The sequence below is a fragment of the Azospirillum palustre genome (genome assembly GCF_002573965.1).
In the GTDB taxonomy this organism is placed as follows: domain Bacteria; phylum Pseudomonadota; class Alphaproteobacteria; order Azospirillales; family Azospirillaceae; genus Azospirillum; species Azospirillum palustre.
Genome location: NZ_PDKW01000039.1, coordinates 388,571 through 411,272, shown reverse-complemented (window position 1 = coordinate 411,272; position 22,702 = coordinate 388,571). Strand labels below are relative to the sequence as shown.

19 protein-coding genes are annotated in these 22,702 nt (G+C 68.9%); 11 read left to right on the top strand and 8 right to left on the bottom strand.

What is annotated here, in order from left to right:
* Positions 1–129: 129 nt before the first annotated feature.
* Complete coding sequence (locus tag CRT60_RS07995; protein WP_098735886.1) at positions 130–2,013, top strand: FHA domain-containing protein; 1,884 nt, start codon at positions 130–132, stop codon at positions 2,011–2,013.
* A 21-nt stretch (positions 2,014–2,034) separates the two neighbouring features.
* Here CRT60_RS07995 and CRT60_RS07990 read toward each other — a convergent pair whose 3' ends face one another.
* The 3 genes from CRT60_RS07990 to CRT60_RS07980 form a co-directional block, all read right to left on the bottom strand.
* A complete protein-coding gene (locus tag CRT60_RS07990; RefSeq protein ID WP_098735885.1) occupies positions 2,035–3,315 on the bottom strand; it encodes an MFS transporter in 1,281 nt (426 codons plus the stop codon).
* 198 nt (positions 3,316–3,513) lie between these two features.
* Positions 3,514–4,281 (bottom strand): hypothetical protein, encoded by a 768-nt coding sequence (locus CRT60_RS07985; protein ID WP_098735884.1) that lies wholly within the window; start codon positions 4,279–4,281, stop codon positions 3,514–3,516.
* Positions 4,282–4,393: 112 nt separating this feature from the next.
* Entirely contained in the window at positions 4,394–5,446 is a 1,053-nt protein-coding gene (locus CRT60_RS07980; RefSeq protein ID WP_098735883.1) for a sensor histidine kinase, read from the bottom strand.
* A 317-nt stretch (positions 5,447–5,763) separates the two neighbouring features.
* Here CRT60_RS07980 and CRT60_RS07975 point away from each other — a divergent pair, with 317 nt between their 5' ends.
* The 7 genes from CRT60_RS07975 to CRT60_RS07945 all read left to right on the top strand — a co-directional run bounded on the left by CRT60_RS07975 (position 5,764) and on the right by CRT60_RS07945 (position 14,700).
* Positions 5,764–6,798, top strand: coding sequence for an amino acid ABC transporter substrate-binding protein (locus CRT60_RS07975; protein ID WP_098735882.1), 1,035 nt, complete (start codon positions 5,764–5,766; stop codon positions 6,796–6,798).
* Between the two features lie 181 nt (positions 6,799–6,979).
* A complete protein-coding gene (locus CRT60_RS07970) occupies positions 6,980–8,137 on the top strand; it encodes an amino acid ABC transporter permease (RefSeq protein WP_098735881.1) in 1,158 nt (385 codons plus the stop codon).
* Complete coding sequence (locus CRT60_RS07965; RefSeq protein ID WP_098735880.1) at positions 8,134–9,309, top strand: amino acid ABC transporter permease; 1,176 nt, start codon at positions 8,134–8,136, stop codon at positions 9,307–9,309. The genes CRT60_RS07970 and CRT60_RS07965 overlap by 4 nt, the downstream gene beginning before the upstream one ends.
* 20 nt (positions 9,310–9,329) lie before the next feature.
* Positions 9,330–10,073, top strand: a complete 744-nt coding sequence (locus CRT60_RS07960; RefSeq protein WP_042694164.1) for an amino acid ABC transporter ATP-binding protein — start codon at positions 9,330–9,332, stop codon at positions 10,071–10,073.
* A 35-nt stretch (positions 10,074–10,108) separates the two neighbouring features.
* Positions 10,109–10,816, top strand: coding sequence for a response regulator (locus CRT60_RS07955; protein ID WP_098735879.1), 708 nt, complete (start codon positions 10,109–10,111; stop codon positions 10,814–10,816).
* 570 nt (positions 10,817–11,386) lie between these two features.
* The gene (locus CRT60_RS07950; RefSeq protein WP_098735878.1) at positions 11,387–13,615 is read left to right on the top strand and encodes a methyl-accepting chemotaxis protein; all 2,229 of its coding nucleotides are present in this window, start codon (positions 11,387–11,389) and stop codon (positions 13,613–13,615) included.
* A 56-nt stretch (positions 13,616–13,671) separates the two neighbouring features.
* Positions 13,672–14,700 (top strand): amino acid ABC transporter substrate-binding protein, encoded by a 1,029-nt coding sequence (locus CRT60_RS07945; protein ID WP_244592354.1) that lies wholly within the window; start codon positions 13,672–13,674, stop codon positions 14,698–14,700.
* 9 nt (positions 14,701–14,709) lie between these two features.
* Here CRT60_RS07945 and CRT60_RS07940 read toward each other — a convergent pair whose 3' ends face one another.
* The 5 genes from CRT60_RS07940 to CRT60_RS07920 form a co-directional block, all read right to left on the bottom strand.
* Positions 14,710–15,423: an ABC transporter ATP-binding protein gene (locus CRT60_RS07940; protein WP_098735876.1), complete on the bottom strand. Its 714-nt coding sequence runs from the start codon at positions 15,421–15,423 to the stop codon at positions 14,710–14,712.
* Entirely contained in the window at positions 15,413–16,168 is a 756-nt protein-coding gene (locus CRT60_RS07935) for an ABC transporter ATP-binding protein (RefSeq protein WP_098735875.1), read from the bottom strand. Before CRT60_RS07935 ends, CRT60_RS07940 begins: the two co-directional genes overlap by 11 nt.
* Entirely contained in the window at positions 16,165–17,187 is a 1,023-nt protein-coding gene (locus CRT60_RS07930; RefSeq protein ID WP_098735874.1) for a branched-chain amino acid ABC transporter permease, read from the bottom strand. Before CRT60_RS07930 ends, CRT60_RS07935 begins: the two co-directional genes overlap by 4 nt.
* On the bottom strand, positions 17,184–18,053 hold the full coding sequence (locus tag CRT60_RS07925; RefSeq protein WP_098735873.1) for a branched-chain amino acid ABC transporter permease: 870 nt from the start codon (positions 18,051–18,053) through the stop codon (positions 17,184–17,186). Before CRT60_RS07925 ends, CRT60_RS07930 begins: the two co-directional genes overlap by 4 nt.
* A gap of 230 nt (positions 18,054–18,283) precedes the next feature.
* Complete coding sequence (locus CRT60_RS07920; RefSeq protein WP_098735872.1) at positions 18,284–19,483, bottom strand: ABC transporter substrate-binding protein; 1,200 nt, start codon at positions 19,481–19,483, stop codon at positions 18,284–18,286.
* 340 nt (positions 19,484–19,823) lie between these two features.
* On the opposite strand from CRT60_RS07920, the gene CRT60_RS07915 reads away from it, so the two are divergent.
* The 3 genes from CRT60_RS07915 to pcaF are packed head-to-tail and all read left to right on the top strand — an operon-like array spanning position 19,824 to position 22,688.
* On the top strand, positions 19,824–20,696 hold the full coding sequence (locus CRT60_RS07915; protein WP_098735871.1) for a CoA transferase subunit A: 873 nt from the start codon (positions 19,824–19,826) through the stop codon (positions 20,694–20,696).
* Complete coding sequence (locus tag CRT60_RS07910; protein ID WP_098735870.1) at positions 20,696–21,484, top strand: CoA-transferase subunit beta; 789 nt, start codon at positions 20,696–20,698, stop codon at positions 21,482–21,484. The genes CRT60_RS07915 and CRT60_RS07910 overlap by 1 nt, the downstream gene beginning before the upstream one ends.
* Positions 21,485–21,488: 4 nt before the next feature.
* On the top strand, positions 21,489–22,688 hold the full coding sequence (pcaF, locus tag CRT60_RS07905; protein WP_098735869.1) for a 3-oxoadipyl-CoA thiolase: 1,200 nt from the start codon (positions 21,489–21,491) through the stop codon (positions 22,686–22,688).
* Positions 22,689–22,702: the final 14 nt, after the last annotated feature.

Genomic DNA, 22,702 nt, shown 5'->3' with positions numbered 1-22,702 from the left:
CTTTCCGCTTCTGATCGAAGCTTTCATAAAGTATTTTGGGAAAAAATCGCCGGGAATCGCGAACAGGGACGTAGCCGGACGCCAGTCGGAAAAGGATACTCCGACGGGGGCGAGCCAAAGGGGGACCGTATGGCGATGTCCAAGCGGCGCGAAGCGCGCTTCGAGGTGGTGGTCGAACAGGGCGGCAAGCCCAACATCGACGGCGTCTTCGAAGACGAGAAGTCGGCGACGGAACGCGCCAACTTCCTGCTGCGCCTTGCCAAGTTCCCGGTGGTGCGCGTGGTGAAGGTCACCGGCACCGGGCGGGAAGAAACCATCTTCCAGAAGACGTCCTCCGGCGGTACTAAGCTGACGACCATCTCGCCCATCGAGACGGCCAACCTCTGCACCGACGTGTTGCAGGTTTTCTCCTTCGACAGCCGGATGACCCTGCTGCGGCTGCTGCGCGGTTACTGGGATGACCAGGGCGTCATTCCGTCGGAGCAGCTTCACCGCTACTATCCGTTGCGCTACTTCGAACGCGAGGCTCTGCTGTTCAACCCGGCGGTCAGCCGGCTCGCCACCCTCCAGGCGCCGATGCTGGGGGTGAAGCCGCATGAGCGCTACGACCAGATCACCCGCCTGTTCACGGCGCTGAAGGATCTCGCCCAGAAATCCGACACGCTCGCCCCCTTCGACCAGGCGCTGATGCGCGGCGGGATTTCCGGCCTGCTGCTGGCCGCCGTCGACCGGCCGGTGGAGGAGCGCGACCGCATCGTCACCCACGCCTTCGCCACCCTGCTGGAGCCGCACCGGGAATGGGGGGCCAAGCTGACCGCCGTCCTGCGCCTCCACCAGGAGGAGGATGGCGAGAACACCCGGCTGGTGGATGAATTCTCCGCGGAGATCGTCGACGGGCGGGAGCCGATCCGCGCCCTGATCGGCTATGCGCCCGATCTCGCCTCCGCCCTGCTGGCGCTGCTGGCGGCGCTGCGCGGCGATCTGGACGACCGGCTGCCCCACACCGAACCGCTGCTGGCGCTGTCGAACGCGCTGGCGTCGGACGGAACCGGCTTCGGCTTCGCCCGCACGCGCGAGGCGCTGCTGCACCGCATCCGCGGCGGACTGGACGGTCTGACCCCGCTGACCCGCAGCGGGGCGGCCAGCGACGCCCGCGCCTTCTCATCCATCGTCGACGGCATGATCGCCTTCGACGGCTATATGGGCGGTCCGGCCATGGCCGAGTCGCTGACCCGCCGCGGCAAGACCGTGTGGGCCACCGGCGGCACCGACCTGCCCTTCGAGGAGACGATGACGCGGCTGGCTGGCCGCTTCACCACGGCGGCGGGACGGCTCGGCTATCTGCTCGACCTCGGCGCCAGCGCCTACGGCCACAAGAAGATCAGCGTCGTCATCCAGCGCGTCGCCGACGAATTCAACCGGGTGAAGTCCGCGGCGGAGCTGGCCGCTCCCGGCGCCTCGCTCCAGGAGGTGCGCGAGGGGCTGGGCCGCCGCCTGCGCGCCGCCGGCATCCCGCGGGCTTTGGCCGACGGGCTGATCGCCAAGATCGCCGCCATCCCCGACGACCAGCGCGTGTCGGTGACCGGCCTCGGCGTGGTGACGGGCATGCGGACCGCAACCATGCCGCATGCCCAGCCGACGGACATGACGGTCGACATGCGGGCCCCGCCGGCCCCGGCGCTGCGCCTGACGCTCAGCTATCAGGGCCGGACGGTGGCGGTGCCCGATGCGGGGGCCGATCTGGTGATCGGACGCGGGGCGGACTGCGGCATCATGCTGGACCACGCCTCCGCCTCCCGCCGGCATGCCATGATCCGGCTGCGCGACGGGGTCTTCACGCTGGAGGATCTCAGCCGCAACGGCACCCGTCTGGTGCCGCAGGCCGGCGAGCAGCGCCTGCTGAAGATGGGCGACGTGGCGCCGCTGTCCGGCCGGGGGGAGATCGTCATCGGCTCCCTCGACCTCGGCGAACATCCGGCGCGCATCGCCTGGAGCGTGGCCGGGGGGCGCTGACTTCCCAGCGATGCCGGGGGGTCAGTCCCCGGCGCAGGCCTCCGCCAGCCGGGACTCGGACTTCAGCGACTCAGACTTCAGCGACTCGGCCGCGCGGCTGGCCGTCGCCCGGTCGTCCAGCAGCGCCACCGCCCACACCGCCAGACCGCCCAGCGCCAGCGCCGCACCGACCCAGCCGGTGGAGGTCCAGCCCCAGCCGGCGGCGATCGCCATGCCGCCCAGCCAGGGGCCGAGCGCGTTGGCCGCGTTGAAGGCGCTGTGGTTCAGCGCGGCGGCCAGCGTCTGCGCATCCTCCGCCACATCCATCAGCCTGGCCTGCAAGGGCGTGCCGAGACCGCCGCCGCAGCCGATCATGAAGACGACGATGGACACCAGCCACACATTGCCGGCGGCGAAGGGATAAAGCGCCAGCGACCCGGCGCTCCACAGCAGGGTGAAGGCGACGGTCGGCATCAGGGCGCGGTCGGCCGCCCAGGCGCTGACCAGCGTGCCGACGGTCATGCCGGACCCGAACACCGCCAGCACGACCGGCACCATCGCCGGCGACACCTGCGTCACCTCCATCAGGGTGGAGGCGACATAAGTGTAGACCGCGAACATGCCGCCGAAGCCGATGGCGCCGATGCCAAGCGTCAGCCAGACCTGACGGCGCTTGAGCGCGCCCAGCTCGCGCAGCGGGCTGGCATCCGGGTGCGGGCGGTCGTTGGGCGCGAGGAACCAGACCAGCACCACGGTCAGCAGGGCCAGCAGCCCGACCACGCCGAAGCCCCAGCGCCAGCCCAGCACCTGCCCGATCCAGTTCGCCATCGGCACGCCGATGACGGTCGCCACCGTCAGCCCCAGCATGGTCCGCGCCACCGCCTGCGCCCGGCGCTGCGGCGGCACCAGCGAGGCGGCGACCAGGGCGGCGACGCCGAAATAGGCGCCGTGCGGCAGCCCGCTCATGAAGCGGAAGGCCAGCATCCAGCCATAGGAGGGCGAAAAGGCGCTGGCCACGTTGGCGGCGGCGAAGACCGCCATCAGCCCGATCAGCAGGGTCCGCCGCGCCACCCGCGCCGCCAGCACCGCGATCACCGGCGCGCCGACCACAACACCCAGCGCATAGGCGCTGATGACGTGGCCGGCGGTCGGCTCGTCGATGCCCAACCCGCTGGCGAAATAGGGCAGCAGGCTCATCGTCGCGAATTCGGTCGTCCCGATGGCGAATCCACCCATGGCGAGCGCCAGCAGCACCAGACCGGGATGGGCCGAGGCCAGCTGTGCCTCGGCACGCAAGTCGCCGTGATGGCCGGCAGACGCCATTGTCGTTTCTCCGCTGTCGCGCTGGATAAGGTCAGGCCCGGCGGCAGGGGAAATCGAAAGCAACCGGGGCAGGGTCAGGATATTTGCCTACCCCCCGCTGAGGCAATCCGCCGCAGGCCGTTAATTCCGCAGGTGCGAAATGACCGGCGGGCATGGCTTATGCCCTCTCCCCCGGTGAGAGAGGGCTTTCACGGAGCGTTACAGCAGATCCTTGAACAGCGGCATCTCCGCCGCCTTGTCGCGCTTGCGCGCCTTCTTCGGCTTGTCCTTCGCCGCTTCCGGCTGCTCCAGCGGCAACTCCGGCGCTGCCACCGGCATCGGCCGTTCGGGAGCAGGCGGTTCGGCAGCGGGCGGCTTGGCAGTGGACGGCTTAGCGGCGCGCGGTTTGGCGGCAAGCGGTTTGGCGGCAGGCGGTTTGGCGACCGGTTCCACGGGAACCGGCGGCGCGGGCTCCGGCGCGACGACGATCTCCGGCTCCGCCGACGCTACGGGCTGCTGCACGGCCGGCTCGACTTGCGGCTCCACCGGCGTCACCGCCTCGGGCGGCACACCAGGGGCCATCTCGGGGGCCGCTTCGGCCGCGGGCTTCGCCGCCTTCTTCCGGGGCGGCCGGCGCGGCGCGATACCGACGCCTTCCTTGGCGCGCTGCTTGGCCTGGTCGCGGGCCTGCGCCTCCGGGGCGGCGGCGTCTTCGTTCAGCCATTTGCGGCGTTTGATGACCTCGTTCACCCGGCCCTGGTTCACCCCCAGCTGGAAGGCGATCTCCTGCTGGGTCATGTTGGTGGTCTCGTGCAGGTGCAGGATCTCGGTCGCCAGCTCCGGCGTCATCTTGCGCCCGGTCAGGCGCCGCGCCGGCCGGACGGAACGCTGGGAGCGGTCGCGCGCCCGCAGGGACTCCAGGATCTCCAGCGCGGCCGTGTTGCCCGACGCCTTCAGCGCGTCCTCGAATTCCTTCAGCGTCGCCATAATCCCTCTCCCGCTTTCCCCTGCCGGTCCCCGCAGAGCAACCGGCAAGATCACAGATAGTTCTTCCGATGGCGACGGAAAAGCCGCGATCGGAGTCGGTGCAGATGCCGCATCAGGCGGGAAAATGCAATTCGATCCGCGTGCCGGTGCTGCCGCCGGGGCCATTTGCGATGCCATTTGCGGGGCCATGGCTCAACCGGCCGGACAGCTGGGCGGCCAAACTCTGGATGATCTTCCAGCCCAGGCTGGGCAGCCGCTGCACGTCGAAGCCGTCCGGCAGGCCGACTCCGTCATCCATCACCAGCAGGCGCAGCTGGCCGGGCTGGTCCGGCAGCCCGGTCAGTTCGATGGTGACGGTGCCGCCGCCGTCGCGGCCGGCGAAGGCATGCTTCAGGCTGTTGGTCAGCGCCTCCACGATCAGCATGGCCAGCGCCAGCAGCCGTTCGGGCGACCGCGGCGCCGCCTGCACGGTCACGCGGCAGGTGACGCCGGACATGCCGGCCGCCGCCAGCATGTCCCGGCACAGCCCGTCGATGTGGCTGCCGAAATCGTCGCCGGATCGCGGGTCGTGCAGGCGCCGGTGCAGCCGCGCCATGGTGTCGAGCCGCCGCTCCGCCTCCTCCAGCGCCGCCACCGCGGCGTCCGGCGACCGGTCGATGGACCGCCGTTGCAGGGCGAGCAGGGCGGAGACGAACTGCATGTTGTTGGCGACGCGGTGCTGCAGCTCGTGGAACATGGTGGTCTGCGCCTCCAGCAGGGAGGCGGTGCGGCCACGCTCTTCCTGCAACCGGGCCAGCGTCACCTGCATGCCGTGGATCAGCGCGATGTCCACCGCGACCACCACCGCATAGAAGCCCAGCGCCACCCCGACCGACGCATCGAGGGCGAAGGAATGGTAAGGCGGAATGAAGAAATACCAGGCCGCCAGTCCGGACAGCACCGCCGTCGCCACCCCCGGCCCCCGACCGGCCATGAAGGTGGTCACGATCACCGCCGGGAAGAAGGTGAGATAGGGAAAGCCGGTGGGCAGGGTGCTGTCGGCGGCCTGCCGCACCAGCAATGCTGCGGCGAAGATCAGCAGTGCTGCACCGTAGCGCGGCACCGGGCCGCGCCGCAGCAGCGAAAAACGCGCGACCCACTGCCAGACCGGCCGATCGGACCCCATTGCCTCCATGACTCCCAGAGCGACCCCCAGAACTCCCGGCGCACACATATGACCGGCACCCATCGCTTGTAAGGGCATGGGGAAGCCCGTGCACGTGAAATATCGGCCGGCAGCCGTGACCATCGGCGGGCGAAGCCCGGCCATCGCCTTCGCCGCGCACGCGGCTCATCCGTCCAAAGCTGTTCACATTTCCACCACATCCGTTCATGACGGGCGGGCACTTTGTTCAATCCACGGAGCGATTGTGGCGGCATGCGGCGGCCGGAGCCCTCGGCCCCGGCGTCCAATGAACCACAAGGCTGAAGGAGCCCCGCCCCGTGAAGTCCCATCTGAGCGCACTCGCCATCGCGGCCACCCTGTCCGTTTCCGCCATTGCCCTCTCTGGTACCGCCCAGGCCGGCGCCACCTTCGATGGCGTGAAGCAGAAGGGCTACGTCCAGTGCGGCGTCAACCTGGGCCTGTACGGCTTCTCCTCGCCCGACGACAAGGGCAAGTGGTCGGGCCTGGACGTCGACATGTGCCGCGCCGTCGCCGCCGCCATGTTCGGCGATGCCGAAAAGGTGAAGTACACCCCGCTGTCGGCGCAGCAGCGCCTGCCGGCGCTCCAGTCCGGCGAGATCGACCTTCTGGCCCGCAACACCACCCGCACCCTGACCCGCGACACCGCCAACGGCCTGAACTTCGCGCCGACCAACTATTTCGACGGCCAGGGCTTCATGGTGTCGGCCAAGCTGGGGCTGAAGAGCGCCAAGCAGCTGAACGGCGCCACCGTCTGCGTCCTGCCCGGCACCACGACCGAGCAGAACGTGTCGGACTACTTCCGCGCCAACAAGATGACCTTCAAGCCGGTCGTCATCGAGAAGAACGAGGAGCTGAACAAGGCCTTCTTCGCCGGCCGCTGCGACGCCCTGACCTCCGACGCCTCCCAGCTGGCCGCCATCCGCGCCGCCGAGGTGCAGAACCCCAACGACTACGTCATCCTGCCCGAGCTGATCTCCAAGGAGCCGCTGTCCCCGGCCGTGCGCCAGGGCGACGAGGAATGGATGAACCTGGTCACCTGGGCCTTCTACGCCATGGTCCAGGCCGAGGAGAAGGGCCTGACGTCGGAGACGGTCGACGCCGCCATGACCTCGCCCGATCCGGACGTGAAGCGCCTGCTGGGCGTCACCGCCGGCAACGGCAAGGCGCTGGGCGTCGAGGAGAACTGGGCCTACGCCATCATCAAGCAGGTCGGCAACTACGCCCAGAGCTATGAGCGCAACGTCGGCTCGGGCTCCAAGCTGAAGATGCCGCGCGGCCAGAACGCCCTCTACACCGAAGGCGGCCTGATGTACGCCCCGCCGATGAAGTAAGCGAGTTATCCCTCTCCCGCCCCGGGAGAGGGAAGGGGCCCATGCGGAGCATGGGAAGGGTGAGGGGGCAGGCAAGGATCGATAATCCATGTCTGGCTCACCCCTCACCCTCCCGCCTTCGGCGGGTCCCTCCCTCTCCCGGGACGGGAGAGGGTAGTCATCCCCCGCACGGAGCAACACCATGACAAACCCGGTCCAGGCGCTGAATTCCGCGCGCGTGCGGGGGTGGCTGTATCAGGCTCTGTTCCTGGCCTGCGCCCTCGCCGTCGCCTGGTATCTCGTCTCCAACACGCTGACCAACCTCGCCACCCGCGGCGTCGCCACCGGCTTCGGCTTCCTGCACCGCGAGGCCGGCTTCGAGATCGGCGAGAGCCTGCTGCCCTATTCCGCCTCCGACACCTATCTGACGGCGCTGGTGGTCGGCCTCCTGAACACGCTGGCGGTGTCGGCCGCCGGTGTCGTGCTGGCGAGCCTGCTGGGCGTGCTGATCGGCATCGGGCGGCTGTCGTCCAACTGGATGGTGAACCGCTTCGCCACCCTGTATGTCGAGACGGTCCGCAACGTCCCGCTGCTTTTGCAGCTGGTGGTCTGGTACACCATCCTGAACCGGCTCCCCAGCCCGCGCGAGGCGCTGGAGATCCTGCCCGGCATCTTCCTCAGCAACCGCGGCATGAAGTTCCCGGTCCTGGTGGAGCATGCCGGCCATGGCTGGATCCTGCTGGCTCTGGTCGCCGGCATCGCCGCCGCCATCGCCGTCGTCCGCTATGCCCGCCGCCGGCGCGAGACCACCGGCAAGCCCTTCCCCACCCTGCCGGCCGTCATCGCCGCCCTGCTGCTGCCGCCGGCCCTGGCCTTCGTCGTCACCGGCGCCCCGCTGGCGTTCGACGTGCCGGCATTGGCCGGCTTCAACTTCGAGGGCGGCGGGTCGGTCACCCCGGAATTCACCGCGCTGCTGATCGGCCTGTCGGTCTACACCGCCGGCTTCATCGCCGAGATCGTGCGCTCCGGCATCCTCGCCGTGCCGCACGGCCAGACCGAGGCCGGGCTGGCGCTGGGCCTGTCGCCGGGCAAGATCCTGCGCCTCGTCATCCTGCCGCAGGCGCTGCGCGTCATCGTGCCGCCGCTGACCAGCCAGTATCTGAACCTGACCAAGAACAGCTCGCTGGCCGTCGCCATCGGCTATCCGGATCTGGTCAGCGTCTCCAACACCTCGGCCAACCAGACCGGCCAGGTGGTGGAGGCGGTGGCGATGATGATGCTCGTCTATCTCATCATCAGCCTTGCGATTTCCGGCTTCATGAACTGGTACAACCGCCGCGTGGCGCTGGTGACCCGATGAGCAAGCACTCCCCGGCCGATCAGGCCCCGATCCCCACCGGTCCCGTCTCCCCCGCCCGCTGGGCCGCCTCCTATGAAGAGGAGCCGACCCAGGCCTCCGCCCCGCCGCAGGCCAACGGCATGACGGCGCTGAAGCCCTTCGGCTGGGCGAAGGACAACCTGTTCAACACGCCGCTGAACGCCGCGCTGACGCTGGCCTGCCTGTTCCTGCTGTGGCTGGTGGTGCCGCCGATGGCGAACTGGCTGCTGCTGAAAGCCAGCTGGTCGGGGTCGTCGGAGGCCTGCCGCGAGGCGGCCGGCGCCTGCTGGTCGGTGATCGTGGTCAAGCACCGGCTGATCTTCTTCGGCACCTACCCCTATGACGAGCAGTGGCGCCCCTTCCTGGCCTGCGCCCTGTTCGTGGCGATGCTGGGGGCCAGCGGCGTGCGCGCCTTCTGGCGGCCCTGGCTGGCCGTCGCCTGGGTGCTGACGCTGGTCGGCATGGGCGTGCTGATGTGGGGCGGCGTCGCCGGCCTCACCTATGTGCCGAACGACCGCTGGGGCGGCCTGCCGATCACGCTGATGCTGTCGGTCTTCTCCATCGCTCTCGCCTTCCCGCTGTCGATCCTGCTGGCGCTGGGCCGCCAGTCCTCGCTGCCCGCCATCCGCACCTTCTGCGTCGGCTTCATCGAGACGATGCGCGGCGTGCCGCTGGTCAGCGTGCTGTTCATGGCCTCGGTGATGTTCCCGCTGTTCCTGCCGGAAGGCGTCACGGTCGACAAGCTGCTGCGCGCTCTCGCCGGCATGACGCTGTTCACCGCCGCCTATCTGGCCGAGGCCGTGCGCGGCGGCTTGCAGGCGATCCCCAAGGGCCAGTACGAGGCCGCCGACGCGTTGGGCCTCAGCTACTGGCAGAAGACGATGCTGATCGTCCTGCCGCAGGCCCTGCGCATCGTCATCCCGCCCATCGTCAACCAGTTCATCAGCGCCTTCAAGGACACCTCGCTGGTCACCATCGTCGGCCTGTACGACCTGCTGACCGCCGCCACCGTGGCGACGACCGACCCCGAATGGCGCCCCTACTTCGCCGAGGTCTATGTCTTCGCCGGGCTGATGTTCTGGATCTTCTGCTTCAGCATGTCGCGCTACAGCCAGTGGCTGGAGCGTCTGGCCAACCGCTACACCCGCCGCTGACCGGCTCTGGAGACCGACAAATGACCGCCAACGCCATCATCGAACTCCGCAAGGTCGGCAAGTGGTACAACAGCTACCACGCGCTGCGCGACGTCAGCATCAGCATCGGCAAGGGTGAGAAGGTCGTCGTCTGCGGCCCCTCCGGCTCGGGCAAGTCGACGATGATCCGCTGCATCAACCGGCTCGAAGCGCACCAGACCGGTCACATCATCGTCGACGGCATCGAGCTGACCGACGACGTCAAGGCGGTGGAGAAGATCCGCCGCAAGGTCGGCATGGTGTTCCAGAACTTCAACCTGTTCCCGCACCTGACGGTGCTCCAGAACCTGACGCTGGCCCCGATCTGGGTCCGCGGCATGGCGAAGTCCGAGATCGAGGAAATCGCCATGATGTACCTGAAGCGGGTGCGCATCCCCGACCAGGCGCACAAGTTCCCCGGCCAGCTGTCCGGCGGCCAGCAGCAGCGCGTCGCCATCGCCCGCGCGCTGTGCATGCGGCCCGAGATCATGCTGTTCGACGAGCCGACCTCGGCACTCGACCCCGAAATGGTCAAGGAGGTGCTGGACGTGATGACCGAGCTGGCCGGCGAGGGCATGACCATGGTCTGCGTCACCCACGAAATGGGCTTCGCCCGGCAGGTCGCCGACTCTATTGTCTTCATGGCCGAAGGCTCGATCATCGAGAGCGGGTCGCCGGCCGAATTCTTCGAAAACCCGAAAAGCGAGCGCACCCGCCAGTTCCTGGGCCAGATCCTGGAACATTGAGGCAGAGGGCGCGCTGAGAGGCGGACAAGAGGGTCATGGCGGCGACCATTGCCATCACCGACGACGACGCGGTGACGCGCGAGACGCTGAAGTCCTATCTGACGGATGAGGGCTTCGACGTCCTGCTGGCCCGAAGTGCGGAAGAGCTGAAGGATCTGCTGGCGGCGGCGTCGGTGGACGTGGTGCTGCTCGACATCCGGCTGCCGCGCCAGGATGGGCTGACCCTGACCCGCGAGCTTCGCGCGGTGTCGGAGATCGGCATCATCCTGGTCAGCAGCCGGGCGGAGAAGCTGGACCGCATCATCGGGCTGGAGATGGGGGCCGACGACTACATCGCGAAGCCCTTCGAACCGCGCGAGATCCTGGCCCGGGTGCGGAACCTGCTGCGCCGGCTGAAGGCGCCGGGCGACCAGCGCGACGACCGCCGGCGCTGCTTTTCCGGCTGGACGCTGTGGCTCGACCGCATGCGCCTGACCGACCCGCAGGGCAACCCGGTGCGGCTGACCGGCGCGGAGTTCGAGCTGCTGTCGACCTTCGTCTGCAACCCCGGCCGGGTGATGAACCGCGACTATCTGCTGACGGCGACGACGCGGCGCAAGACCGACGCCACCGACCGCACCATCGACAGCCTCGTCCGCCGCCTGCGCCGCCTGATCGAGACCGATCCGGCGGACCCGAGGCTGATCGTCACCGTCCACGGCACAGGCTACCTGTTCGCCGGCGATGTGACACAGGATGGATGAACAGTCCCTCTCCCACCCTTCGGATCCCCTCTCCCCCCCGGGGAGAGGGTTAGGGTGAGGGGGGCGCGCGGCGAGGATCTTCATAGAGTCGCACACTCCCCGCTCCCCACCGAATCCACCCCTCGCATCCCCCTCTCCCACTCTCCCTCTCCCCTGGGGAGAGGGAGAGTGGGAGAGGGGAGACACCGAACCCCGAGCAAACTCCCCCGTCGCTTCAGTCTCGCGGCGGCCACGCGCTCGGCAACCTGGGCCACGGAAATCGCGAAAATTTTTCGCGCGCTTCCGTGGCCTATTTTTTATGCGTTAACGCAGGCAATCGGCCTCTTCCGAAGTCAATCCACCACATCCGGTTGCTTTTCATCTTGCGGGATTCCTCCCTGGGAAAGTCATAGACCGCATATCCGCCAAAAATTCCGCCTGTTTCCTTGCCGCCGTCATCCCGGCTTGTCTCAAATGCAAACGAAAAGACACGAACTGTTCACAAATGAACGCTAAACCGTTCAAAGGGCCCTGCGACGATATGCGTGTAGCAATCCGTTGAAACCGTTCACTGGCGGCGGGGGTTTGGGCATGACGGCGATCTCGACGAATGCGGGCAGCACCCCGGACGATGGCGGTGCGCGCCACCGCTTCTGGACCCTGCGCCGCGCCATGGTGTCGGTGGTGGGTGTTCTGGTGGCGGCGCTGATCGCCAGCCAGGCCTGGGTGTCGCAACGCTACACCGACTTCGCGCTGACCACCTTCAACAGCAGTGCTGCGGCCACCCTGCGGGTGCTGGCCAACGACCGCATCCGCAAGAACTACACGGACTGGCTCCAGGGCCACGCCAACGAATGGAGCCGCGACGCCTTCCTGGTCGACAGCATCAACCAGAAGGATCCGGCCAAGACGATGCTGGCGCTGAAGAACATCAACGCGCGGCCCGTGGTGGTCGACCGCGAGGTGCGGCTGGTCTCGGTCGCCGTCTATGACGCCGACATGGCCCGCATCGCCGCCACCGGCGGGGAGCAGGACAGCGTCGCCACCGTCGCCCCGCTGTTCGAGGCGCTGAAGACCCGCGACATCGCCGACAAGCGCCGCCCGGCCAGCCTGCTGTGGCGCGACGGCCAGGGCCGGCCGCTGTTCAGCATGATCGTCCCCATCGGCGGCTTCCGCGTCCTGGGATTCCTCGAGGTGGTGACCGATCCCCTGCCCGCCCTGTCCAACCTGGGCGCGGTGCTGGACGCCGACATCCGCATCACCGACGCCAAGGGCGGCGTGCTGTTCGAGGCCAAGGGCGGCGAGCCGTCGGCCCATGCGCAGCTCTCCACCACCACCGTGCCGCTCGGCGGCGACGGCGGGCTGCCCTGGGCGACGGCGGAGATCTCGCGCGACGTGTCGGAGTTCGTCGGCGCGACCGAGGCCCTGCGCAACGACGCCCTCAAGATGGTCGCCGCCTTCGCCCTGGCCGTCGCCATCGCCGCCGCCCTGCTGCTGCGCGTCGCCGTCATCGCCACCCTGCGCAAGTTCGCCCGCGCCATGGAGCAGATCGCCGCCGGCGACCTGTCCATCGAGGTTCCCCGCACCGGCCGCGACGAACTGGCGGTGATGGCCGCCGCGCTGCGCCGCCTGCGCGGCAGCGTCGAGCAGGTGCTGCTGATGAAGCGGATGGTCGACAGCAGCCCGGTTCCGACGGCGCTCCTGCGCACCGACGGCCCCAATGGAGAAGCACAGGTCGGCTTCGTCAATCCCGCCGCCCGGAGCTTCTGCGAGGCGCACGGCATCGACCCGGCCGGTCCCGACCTGCTGGCCCAGGGGCCGGACTTCACCGCCGCCTGCACCGACCCCGCCCGCCCGCCGATCCCGCGCCGCACCCTGACCGTGGACGAAACGACGGTGGAGGCCCATGTCGACACCGTCTTCGACGACCAGGGCAACGTGCTGGGCAAGACCCTGTCCTGGACCGACGTGACCGAGCAGATGCGCTCGGCGGCACTCGCCCGCCAGCTGATGGAGGACGTGCATCAGGTGGCGTCGGGCGTCGCCACCCAGTCGGGCCAGCTGCGCGAGTTGGCCGACGCGCTGCGCCGCGAATCGGCCGGCACCATCGACAGCACGGTCAGCGCCGGCAGCTTCGTCGCCGAGAGCAACCGCAACGCCAACACCTGCAACGACAGCGCCGGCACGCTGATGGACACCATCGGCACCGTCTCCAGCCTGACGAGCGAGGCGGCGGGGGTGGTCGGCGCCACGCTGGGCGAGCTGACCGCCGCCCGCGAGGTGGTCGGCCAGCTGGGCGACAACACCGAGCAGATCCGCCGCATCGTCGACGTCATCACCAGCATCGCCCACCAGACCAAGCTCCTGGCGCTGAACGCCACCATCGAGGCGGCGGCGGCCGGCGTGGCGGGCCGCGGCTTCGCCGTGGTGGCGGCGGAGGTGAAGAAGCTGGCGGAGGAGACCGCCAACGCCACCGTGCAGATCGCCAGTTCGGTCAGCGCCATCAACGGCAGCATCCAGAACACCGTCGGCACCTTCGCCCGCATCTCCGGCTCGGTCGAGCGCATCAGCGAGGTGCAGGAGCTGATCGGCGGTGCCGTGGCGCGCCAGACCGACTCCTCCACCGACATCCGCCGCCGCGTCGGGGTGATCGCCGGCAACACCGGCGAGGTGGCGAGCCTGATCGACGGCGTCAGCGCCCAGGCCGCCCGCACCGGCGACATTGCCGCCTCGCTGACCGAAACGGCGAACACGCTGGCCGAGGAAGCCGCTTCGCTGCATAGTCTGCTCGGCACGCTGCGCGCCGGGCAGGCGGCCTGATCCCGCCCGCCGTAGAGGTGCGGCGGAAGAGGCGGGTTCAGGGGATGGGTGTCGGGATGCGGCTGGTGTTGCTTGTGCTGCTGGCGATGGTCTCGGCCATACCGGCGCTCACATTCCCGGCTTATGCCGAGGACGGCGACACGCTGGAGCGCATCCATGGCCGCGGTTTCCTGATCTGCGGCCTGCGCAGCGGCGTCAGCGGCATCTCCTTCTCCGATCCGCAGGGGCATCTCGACGGCTTCCTGGTCGATGTCTGCCGGGTCTTCGCCGCGGCGACGCTCGGCAACGCCCAGGCGATCCGCGTCGTCCGCCTGCCGGAGAAGCCGCAGGAATTCCAGGCGGTGGAGAAGCACGAGGTCGACGTGGCACTGACCACCACGACCTGGACCTTCAGCCGCGAACTGTCGCACGACATCGAGTTCCTGATGCCGCTGCTGCATGACGGCCAGGGCTTCGCCATCCTCGGCGACGGCACGCCGCCGCCGCTCGACCGGCTGGGCACCCGCACCGTCTGCGTCAAGACCGCCACCACCACGGTCCGCAATCTGGAGGATCATATCCGCAAGTCGGACCTGCCCTGGACGATCCGCACCTTCCAGACGCTGGACGAGGCGTTGCAGGCCTTCCTCGCCCATGAATGCGACCTGCTGACCACCGACCGCACCGTGCTGGTGACCTCGCTGGCCGGTTACCGGCAGGCCGGGATGGGCATCCACATCTACCCCGACGTGATCTCGCGCGAGCCGCTGACGCCCTACATCGCGCGCGGCGACCGCAACTGGTACGACATCACCCGCTGGGTGCTCCACGCCATCATTCTGGCCGACGCCAAGGGCGTCACGTCCGCCGACGTGCAGACCGGCCGCATCCCCGACGATCCCGAACTGCACCGCATGCTGGGCCACGCCGGCAGCGTTTCCCGCACGCTCGGCCTGCCCGACGACTGGGCCTTGCAGGTGCTGGCCCAGGTCGGGAACTACGGCGAGATCTTCGACCGCAACCTCGGTGTCCCCTACGGCATGGACCGCGGAATGAACAAGCCCTGGACCCAGGGCGGCCTGCTCTACGCGCCGCCGTTCCGCTAACGGCGCTCCCTACGCCGCCAGCGCCACGCCCAGATGCCGCTCCAGCAGCGCCGAGTCCGCCTTCGCCTGCGCCGCCGGCCCGGCATGAACCACCCGGCCGCGGTCGAGGAAGACCACGCGGTCGGCGAAGTCCAGCGCGCGGTCGACCTGCTGCTCCACCAGTAGGATGGTCATGTCGAGCCTCGACAGCGCCGCCATCAGCGTGTCGCAGATCACCGGCGCCAGCCCCTCCAGCGGTTCGTCAAGCAGCAGCACCGTCGGCTTGCCGAGAAGCGCGCGGGCGACCGACAGCATCTGCTGCTCGCCGCCCGACAGCTCGCCGCCACCGTTGCGCCGCCGCTCGCCGAGCCGGGGGAACAGCTCGTACGCCTCCTCCAGCGCCGAGCGCGACCGCCCCTTCAGCCCGGTGACGAGGTTCTCCTCCACCGTCAGCGATTTGAAGATGTCGCGTGTCTGCGGCACATAGCCGAGCCCCGCCGCCGCCCGCGCCGAACTGCTCATCGCGCCCAGTTCCACCCCGTCCAGCCGGATGCTGCCGCCATGGCGGTTGGTCTGGCCGACCAGCGTCGCCAGCGTCGTCGTCTTCCCCACCCCGTTGCGGCCGAGCAGGGCCAGCCGCCCGCCCGCCGGCACGGCCAGCGACACGCCGTCGAGGATCAGTGTCTTGCCGTAGCCGGCGCGCAATTCCGCGACCTCGAAAGCGCCACGCGGTTCAGTGGGCATGGGCACGGCTCCCCAGATAGACCTCGCGCACGCGCGGGTCGGCGACGATCTCCTTGGCGGTGCCGCTGCACAGCAGCCGCCCCTGCGCCAGCACGACGATGGTCCGCGCGAAGCGGAACACCAGATCCATGTCGTGCTCGATCATCAGCACCGCCAGATCCTTGGGCAGCCGGTCGATGGCATCGAGGATGCGCTGGCTTTCCGAATGGGGCACGCCAGCCGCCGGCTCGTCGAGGATCAGCACCTTCGGCTTCATGGCGAGCGCCAGCGCGATCTCCAGAAGCCGCTGCTGCCCGTAGGCCAGCGAGCCGACCGCCGTGTGCGCCACCTGGGTCAGCCCCATGGTGTCGAGCAGCCCCGCCACCTCGTCGGCCAGCCCGGCCACCTTGGCGACGCTGGCGAACAGGCGGAAGGTGCGGCGGTCGCGCTGGAGGACGGCCAGTTCCAGATGCTCGCGCACCGTCATCGACTTGAACAGCCGCGCCACCTGGAAGCTGCGGATCAGCCCCAGCCGCACCCGCTCCGCCGCCGACAGTTTGGTGATGTCGCGACCGTCCAGCCGGATGATGCCGGCACTGGGCGGGATCACCCCGGTGACGAGGTTGACGAAGGTGGTCTTGCCCGCCCCGTTCGGCCCGATCAGGGCGCAGCGGTCGCCGGCAGTCAGCGTCATGGTGATGTCGGACGACACCTGCAAGCCGCCGAAATTCTTGGACAGCGCCTCGACTTCCAGAAGCTTGGTCATGCTCCGCCCTCCTTTCGGCGCAGCAGTCCGCCCAGCCGTTCCAAACCCGAGGCGATGCCGCCGGGCAGGAACAGGACGATGCCGATCAGGAACAGGCCGATGAAGGCCATCCAGTGAAAGGGATCGCTGGCGGCCAGGATGTGGTGGATGCCCATGAAGGCCGCCGTGCCGATCACAGCACCGTAGAGCCGCCCGGTGCCGCCCAGCACCAGCATCACCAGCGCCTCCGCCGACCAGGGGAAGCCGGCGCTGTCCAGCCCGACGATGCCGCTGGTCACCGCGGTCAGGGCGCCGGCCACCCCGGCGAACACCCCGGCCACGCCATAGAGCGCCACCAGATAGGATTTCGGCGACCCGCCGATGGCGGAGATCCGCAAGGGGTCCTCCTTCACGCCGCGGCAGGCCAGCCCGAAGGGCGAGCGCACGATCCGCCGCGCCACCAGAAGCCCGACCACCAGCACCGCCAGCGCGAACAGGTAGGAGGTGCGGCCGAACATGTCGAAGCGGAACAGCCCCAGCACCGGGGCCGGGTCGATGCCCGACAGCCCGTCGCTGCCGCCGGTCCAGTCGCGCGCCTTGTTGGCGACCTCCTGCACGATCTGCCCGACCGCGATGGTCAGCATCAGCAGGGTCAACCCGCGCGCATGCAGGATCAGGGCGCCGGTCGCCAGCGCGACCAGCCCGCCGGCCAGCCCGCCGGCCGCCAGCATGACGAAGGGGTCGTTGTTCCAGTTGACTGCGACGATGCCGGCGGCATAGGCGCCGGTGCCGAACATCGCCGCCTGCCCCAGCGTGGCGATCCCGCCATAGCCGAGCACGAGGTCGAGCGACAGCACGAACAGCGCCGAGGCGGCGATGCGGGTCAGCAGCGCCAGATCGTCCGGCAGCAGCCAGAAGGCGGCCAGCCCGGCCAATGCGACCAGCGGAATGCCGATCCAGCCGAGATCGCGGCGCCTGACGGGGGCAACCGGTCGGGTCACGGCGCCGGCCTTTCCGTCGCGCTCGGCGACGCTGGTCATGCCGTCCTCCCTTTGAAGAAGCCGTGGGGCCAGCGGAACAGGATCAGGATCAGGGCGGCGTAGAAGAAGAATTCGCCGAAATTCGGGATCAGGTATTTGCCGGCGGTGTCGACGATGCCCAGCGCCAGCGCCGCCGCCGCCGAGCCGAAGATGCTTCCCGCCCCGCCGACCGCCACCACCGCCAGGAACAACACGATGTAGCGGATGGCGTAATAGGGCTCCAGCGGCAGCAGCTCCGCCCCCAGCACCCCGCCCAGCGCCGCCAGCCCGGTGCCGAGCGCGAAGGTCGCCAGATAGAGCCGCTCGGTCCGGATGCCCAGCGCCGCCGCCATGGCGGGATCGTCGACCGCCGCCCGCAGCCGGATGCCGAAATCGGTGCGCTCCAGCAGCCACCACAGCCCCAGCAGGGTGGCCGCCCCGGCGCCGATCACGAAGGCGCGGTGGGTCGGGATCGCCTTCGGCCCCAGCTGCACCGTGCCGGTCAGCAGGTCCGGCAGCGGAATGCGCTTCAGCGTCGGGCCGAACAGGTAATTGATGCCGGCGACGATGACGAAGGTCAGCCCGATGGTCAGCAGCACCTGCGCCAGCTCGTTGGCCGAGCCGTAGATGCGGCGGTACAGCAGCCGTTCCAGCGGCAGCGTCGCCAGCACGGTCAGCGCCACCGCCACCACCAGCGCCAGCCCATAGGGCAGCCCGGCGCTCTGCGCGGCATAGGAGGCGACATAGCCGCCGACCATGGCGAAGGCGCCATGCGCCAGATTGACCACCCGCATCAGCCCCAGCGTCACCGACAGCCCGACGGAGATGATGAAGAGGATCATGCCGTAGGCGACCCCGTCGACGGCGATCCCGAACATGGTTTCCATGATGTCTCTCCACCCGCCCATCCCCCTCTCCCCCCCCGGGGAGAGGGTCGGGGTGAGGGGGAAGCACCGCGTGCCTCACCCTAAAATCCTGCCGCGCGCCCCCCTCACCCTAACCCTCTCCCCGCTTTCGGCGGACCTTCGGTCCGCCTGTCGCGTCAGCGCAAACGAGGTTTGCGCGTGAGCGGGGGGAGAGGGGACTTCTACAGGGACGGGAGAGGGACACCTCCCCCTCACTTCGCCAACTTGTACCCATAGTCCGGCTGCTTCGGGAACGACTGCTTCTCGACATTCTCCAATTTGCCGTCGACCATCTCGACGGTGCGCAGATAGATCGTCTGGGTGACGTGGCGGCTGTCGGGATCGATGGTCAGGGGGCCGCGCGGGCTTTCCCAGCTCATGCCCTTCACCGACTCAACGGCCTTGGCGCCGTCGATCTTGCCGCCGCCGTTCTTGATCATCTGATAGATGACATGCGTGCCGTCATAGGCGCCGACCGAGGTGAAGGTGACGCTGTCGTAGGAGCCGAACATCTCCTTGTGCTTGGCGACGAAGGCCTTGTTCATCGCCGAGTCATGCGCCCGGCTGTAGTTGAAGCTGGTGGTGATGCCCATCGCCGCCTCGCCCAGCGCCGGCAGGTCCGGTTCCTGGGTCAGGTCGCCGGGGCCGAAGAACTTGATGCCCGCCGCCTTCAGCCCGGTGTCGTTGAAGGCCTTGGCGAAGGCCAGCGTCGTCGGGCCGGCGGGCAGGAAGGCATAGACCGCCTCGGCGCCCGAATCCTTGATCCGCTGCATGAAGGGGGCGAAGTCGGTGGACTTCAGCGGCATGCGGATGGTGTCCACCACCGTGCCGCCGTTCTTCTCGAAGGTGGACTTGAAGGCCGCCTCGCCGTCGATGCCGGGACCGTAGTCGCTGACCGCCGAGATCGCCTTCTTGAGACCCTGCTTGGCCATGTGTTCGGCCAGCGGCACCGTGTTCTGCCACAGCGTGAAGGAGGTGCGGACATAGCGCGGCGACTTCTCCGTGATGGCGGAGGTCGCGGCGTTGAAGATCACGCAGGGGATGTTCGCCTCGTCGATCAGCGGGGCGACGGCCAGCGCATCCGGCGTGAAGAAATAGCCGGCGAGGACGGACACCTTCTCCTTGACGATCAGCTCCTGCGACAGCGCCTTGCTCTGCGCCGGGTTCGCCTGGTCGAGGTCCCTGTAGATGAACTCCACCGTGTCGTTGCCGACGGTCTTGCCATGCTCGGCCTGATAGACCTCGATGGCTTCCTTGAAGCTCTTGCCCACCACGCCGAACGGCCCGGAGAAGGGCGCCACGACACCGACCTTGATGGTGGCGGCACCGGCCGGACCGGCCGCCAGCGCCAGACCGAACGCCGCACCCAGCAGCGCGTTGCCCAACAGCGCCTTGCGCAGAGTCCTCGTCATTGTCCCTCCCACATGTGACCATATGCCGGCGCCGGAATTCGCTATTCCGGTCATTGACTGTTCCGTCCACCGTACTGAGGGAGGACCGAACCGTCAAGTGCGATATTTGATATTATGTTCTATAATCGCACAACTTCGAGCCTCTGGCCAACAGCCTGATAAATATCGATCTTTATCGATAAACTCACTCCATAGACCATTCATTCCTCATGCTGCGCCGCAATATGGGCGATAATCGCACCAATAGTGCTTTTTTCGCCCTTGACACCGCGGCGCACCGCTCGCCACTCTGTGCGTAACAATGAATGTTCGTGCGATTTTCGCACATCCGGGAGGTCATATGGCGAAGATCACGCCCCTGCGCGAGGCGGTGGCGAGCCTCGTGCACGACGGCGACACGGTCGCCCTGGAAGGATTCACCCACCTGATCCCCCATGCCGCCGGGCATGAGATCATCCGGCAGGGCCGGCGCGACCTGACGCTGGTGCGCATGACGCCGGACCTGATCTACGACCAGCTGATCGGCATGGGCTGTGCCGCGAAGCTGATCTTCTCCTGGGGCGGCAACCCCGGCGTCGGCTCCCTCCACCGCTTCCGCGATGCGGTCGAGCAGGGCTGGCCGCACCGGCTGGAGATCGAGGAGCATAGCCACGCCGGCATGGCGAACGCCTATGTCGCCGGCGCTTCCAACCTGCCCTTCGCCCTGCTGCGCGGCTACACCGGCTCCGACCTGCCGAAGGTCAACCCGAACATCCGCTTCGTCGAGTGCCCCTTTACGGCTGAAAAGCTGGCCGCCATCCCGTCGGTCCGCCCCGACGTGACGGTGATCCACGCCCAGAAGGCCGACCGCCGCGGCAATGTGCTGCTGTGGGGCATCCTCGGCGTCCAGAAGGAAGCCGTGCTGGCCGCCAAGCGCTCCATCGTCACGGTGGAGGAGATCGTCGACGATCTGGACGCGCCGCCCAATGCCTGCGTGCTGCCCTACTGGGCGCTGTCGGCCGTCTGTCCCGTCCCCGGCGGCGCCTATCCGTCCTACGCGCAAGGCTATTCGGAGCGCGACAACCGCTTCTACAAGGCCTGGGACCCCATCGCCCGCTCGCGCGACGGCTTCCGGGCCTGGATGCAGCGCCATGTGCTGGACACCGACGATTTCGCCGGCTTCCGCCGGGTGCTGGCCGAAAGCATGGCCCAGATCATGAAGGAGGGTGCGTGATGGGTTCCGAAGACTTCACCGCGACCGAGATCATGACGGTGGCGGCCAGCCGCCTGCTGAAGGACGGCACCGTCTGCTTCGTCGGCATCGGCCTGCCCTCGACCGCCGCCAACCTCGCCCGGCTGACCCATGCGCCGGACGTCGTGCTGATCTATGAATCGGGACCCATCGGCGCCAAGCCGACGGTGCTGCCGCTGTCGATCGGCGACGGCGACCTCGCGCTCACCGCCGACACCGTGGTCGGCACGCCGGAGATCTTCCGCTACTGGCTCCAGGGCGGGCGGATCGACGTCGGCTTCCTCGGCGCCGCCCAGGTCGACCGCTTCGCCAACATCAACACCACCGTCATCGGCTCCTACGACGCGCCCAAGGTGCGGCTGCCCGGCGCCGGCGGCGCGCCGGAGATCGCCTCCCAAGCCAAGGAGGTGTTCATCGTCCTCAAGCAGAGCCCGAAGGCCTTCGTCGCCAAGCTGCCCTTCGTCACCTCGGCGGGCCATCTCGACGGCGGGGACGCGCGGGCCAAGGCCGGCATCCCCGGCGCCGGGCCGACCGCGGTCATCACCGACCTCGGCATCCTCACCCCCGACCCGGTGACCAAGGAGCTGACCCTGACCGGCATCCACCCCGGCGTGACGGTGGAGCAGGTGAAGGCGGCCACCGGCTGGGACCTGAAAATCTCGTCCGGCCTGAAGACCACCGGGATCCCGGACGCCGGAACCCTGGCGGCGTTGCGCGACCTGCACGCCCGCACCGCCGCCGCCCATGGTCAGGTCGGCGGAGAAGGATGACATCATGCGTGACGCCTATATCTGCGACGCCATCCGCACCCCCATCGGCCGCTATGCCGGATCCCTGTCGTCGGTGCGCGCCGACGACCTGGGCGCCGTGCCGATCCGCGCCCTGATGCAGCGCAACCCCTCGGTCGACTGGGCCGCGGTGGACGACGTGATCTATGGCTGCGCCAATCAGGCCGGCGAGGACAATCGCAATGTCGCCCGCATGGCGGCGCTGCTGGCGGGATTGCCCGACGCGGTGCCGGGCACGACGATGAACCGGCTCTGCGGCTCCGGCCTCGACGCGCTCGCCACCGCCGCCCGCGCGATCAAGGCGGGCGAGGCCGAGCTGATGATCGCCGGCGGGGTGGAGAGCATGAGCCGCGCCCCCTTCGTCATGGGCAAGTCCGACAGCGCCTTCTCCCGGCAGGCAGAGATCTTCGACACCACCATCGGCTGGCGTTTCGTCAACCCGGCGATGAAGGCGGCCTACGGCACCGATTCGATGCCGGAGACGGCGGAGAATGTCGCCGACGACTGGAAGATCGCCCGCGCCGACCAGGACGCCTTCGCCCTGCGCAGCCAGGAGCGCGCCGCCCGCGCCATCGCCGACGGCAGTCTGGCCCGCGAGATCGTCCCCGTCACCATCCGCTCCCGCAAGGGCGAGACGGTGGTGACCACCGACGAGCACCCCCGCGCCACCACCATCGAGGCGCTGTCGGCGCTGAAGCCCATCGTCCGCCCCGGCGGCACCATCACCGCCGGCAACGCGTCCGGCGTCAACGACGGCGCCGCCGCCCTGCTGATCGCGTCGGACTCCGCGGTGAAGCGTTACGGCCTGACCCCGCGCGCCCGCATCCTCGGCGGCGCCACCGCCGGCGTGCCGCCGCGCGTCATGGGCATCGGCCCGGTCCCGGCCACCCGCAAGCTGCTGGAGCGGCTCGGCCGGACCATCGGCGGCATCGACCTGATCGAGCTGAACGAGGCCTTCGCCGCCCAGGCGCTGGCCGTCCTGCGCGAGCTTGGCCTGCCGGACGACGCCGGCCATGTGAACCCGAACGGCGGCGGCATCGCGCTCGGCCACCCGCTCGGCATGAGCGGCGCCCGTCTGGCGACCACGGCGCTTCACCAGCTCGAACGGTCCGGCGGCCGGACGGCGCTCTGCACCATGTGCATCGGCGTCGGCCAGGGGATCGCGGTGATGATCGAGCGGGTGTAGCGTCGGGAGCCACC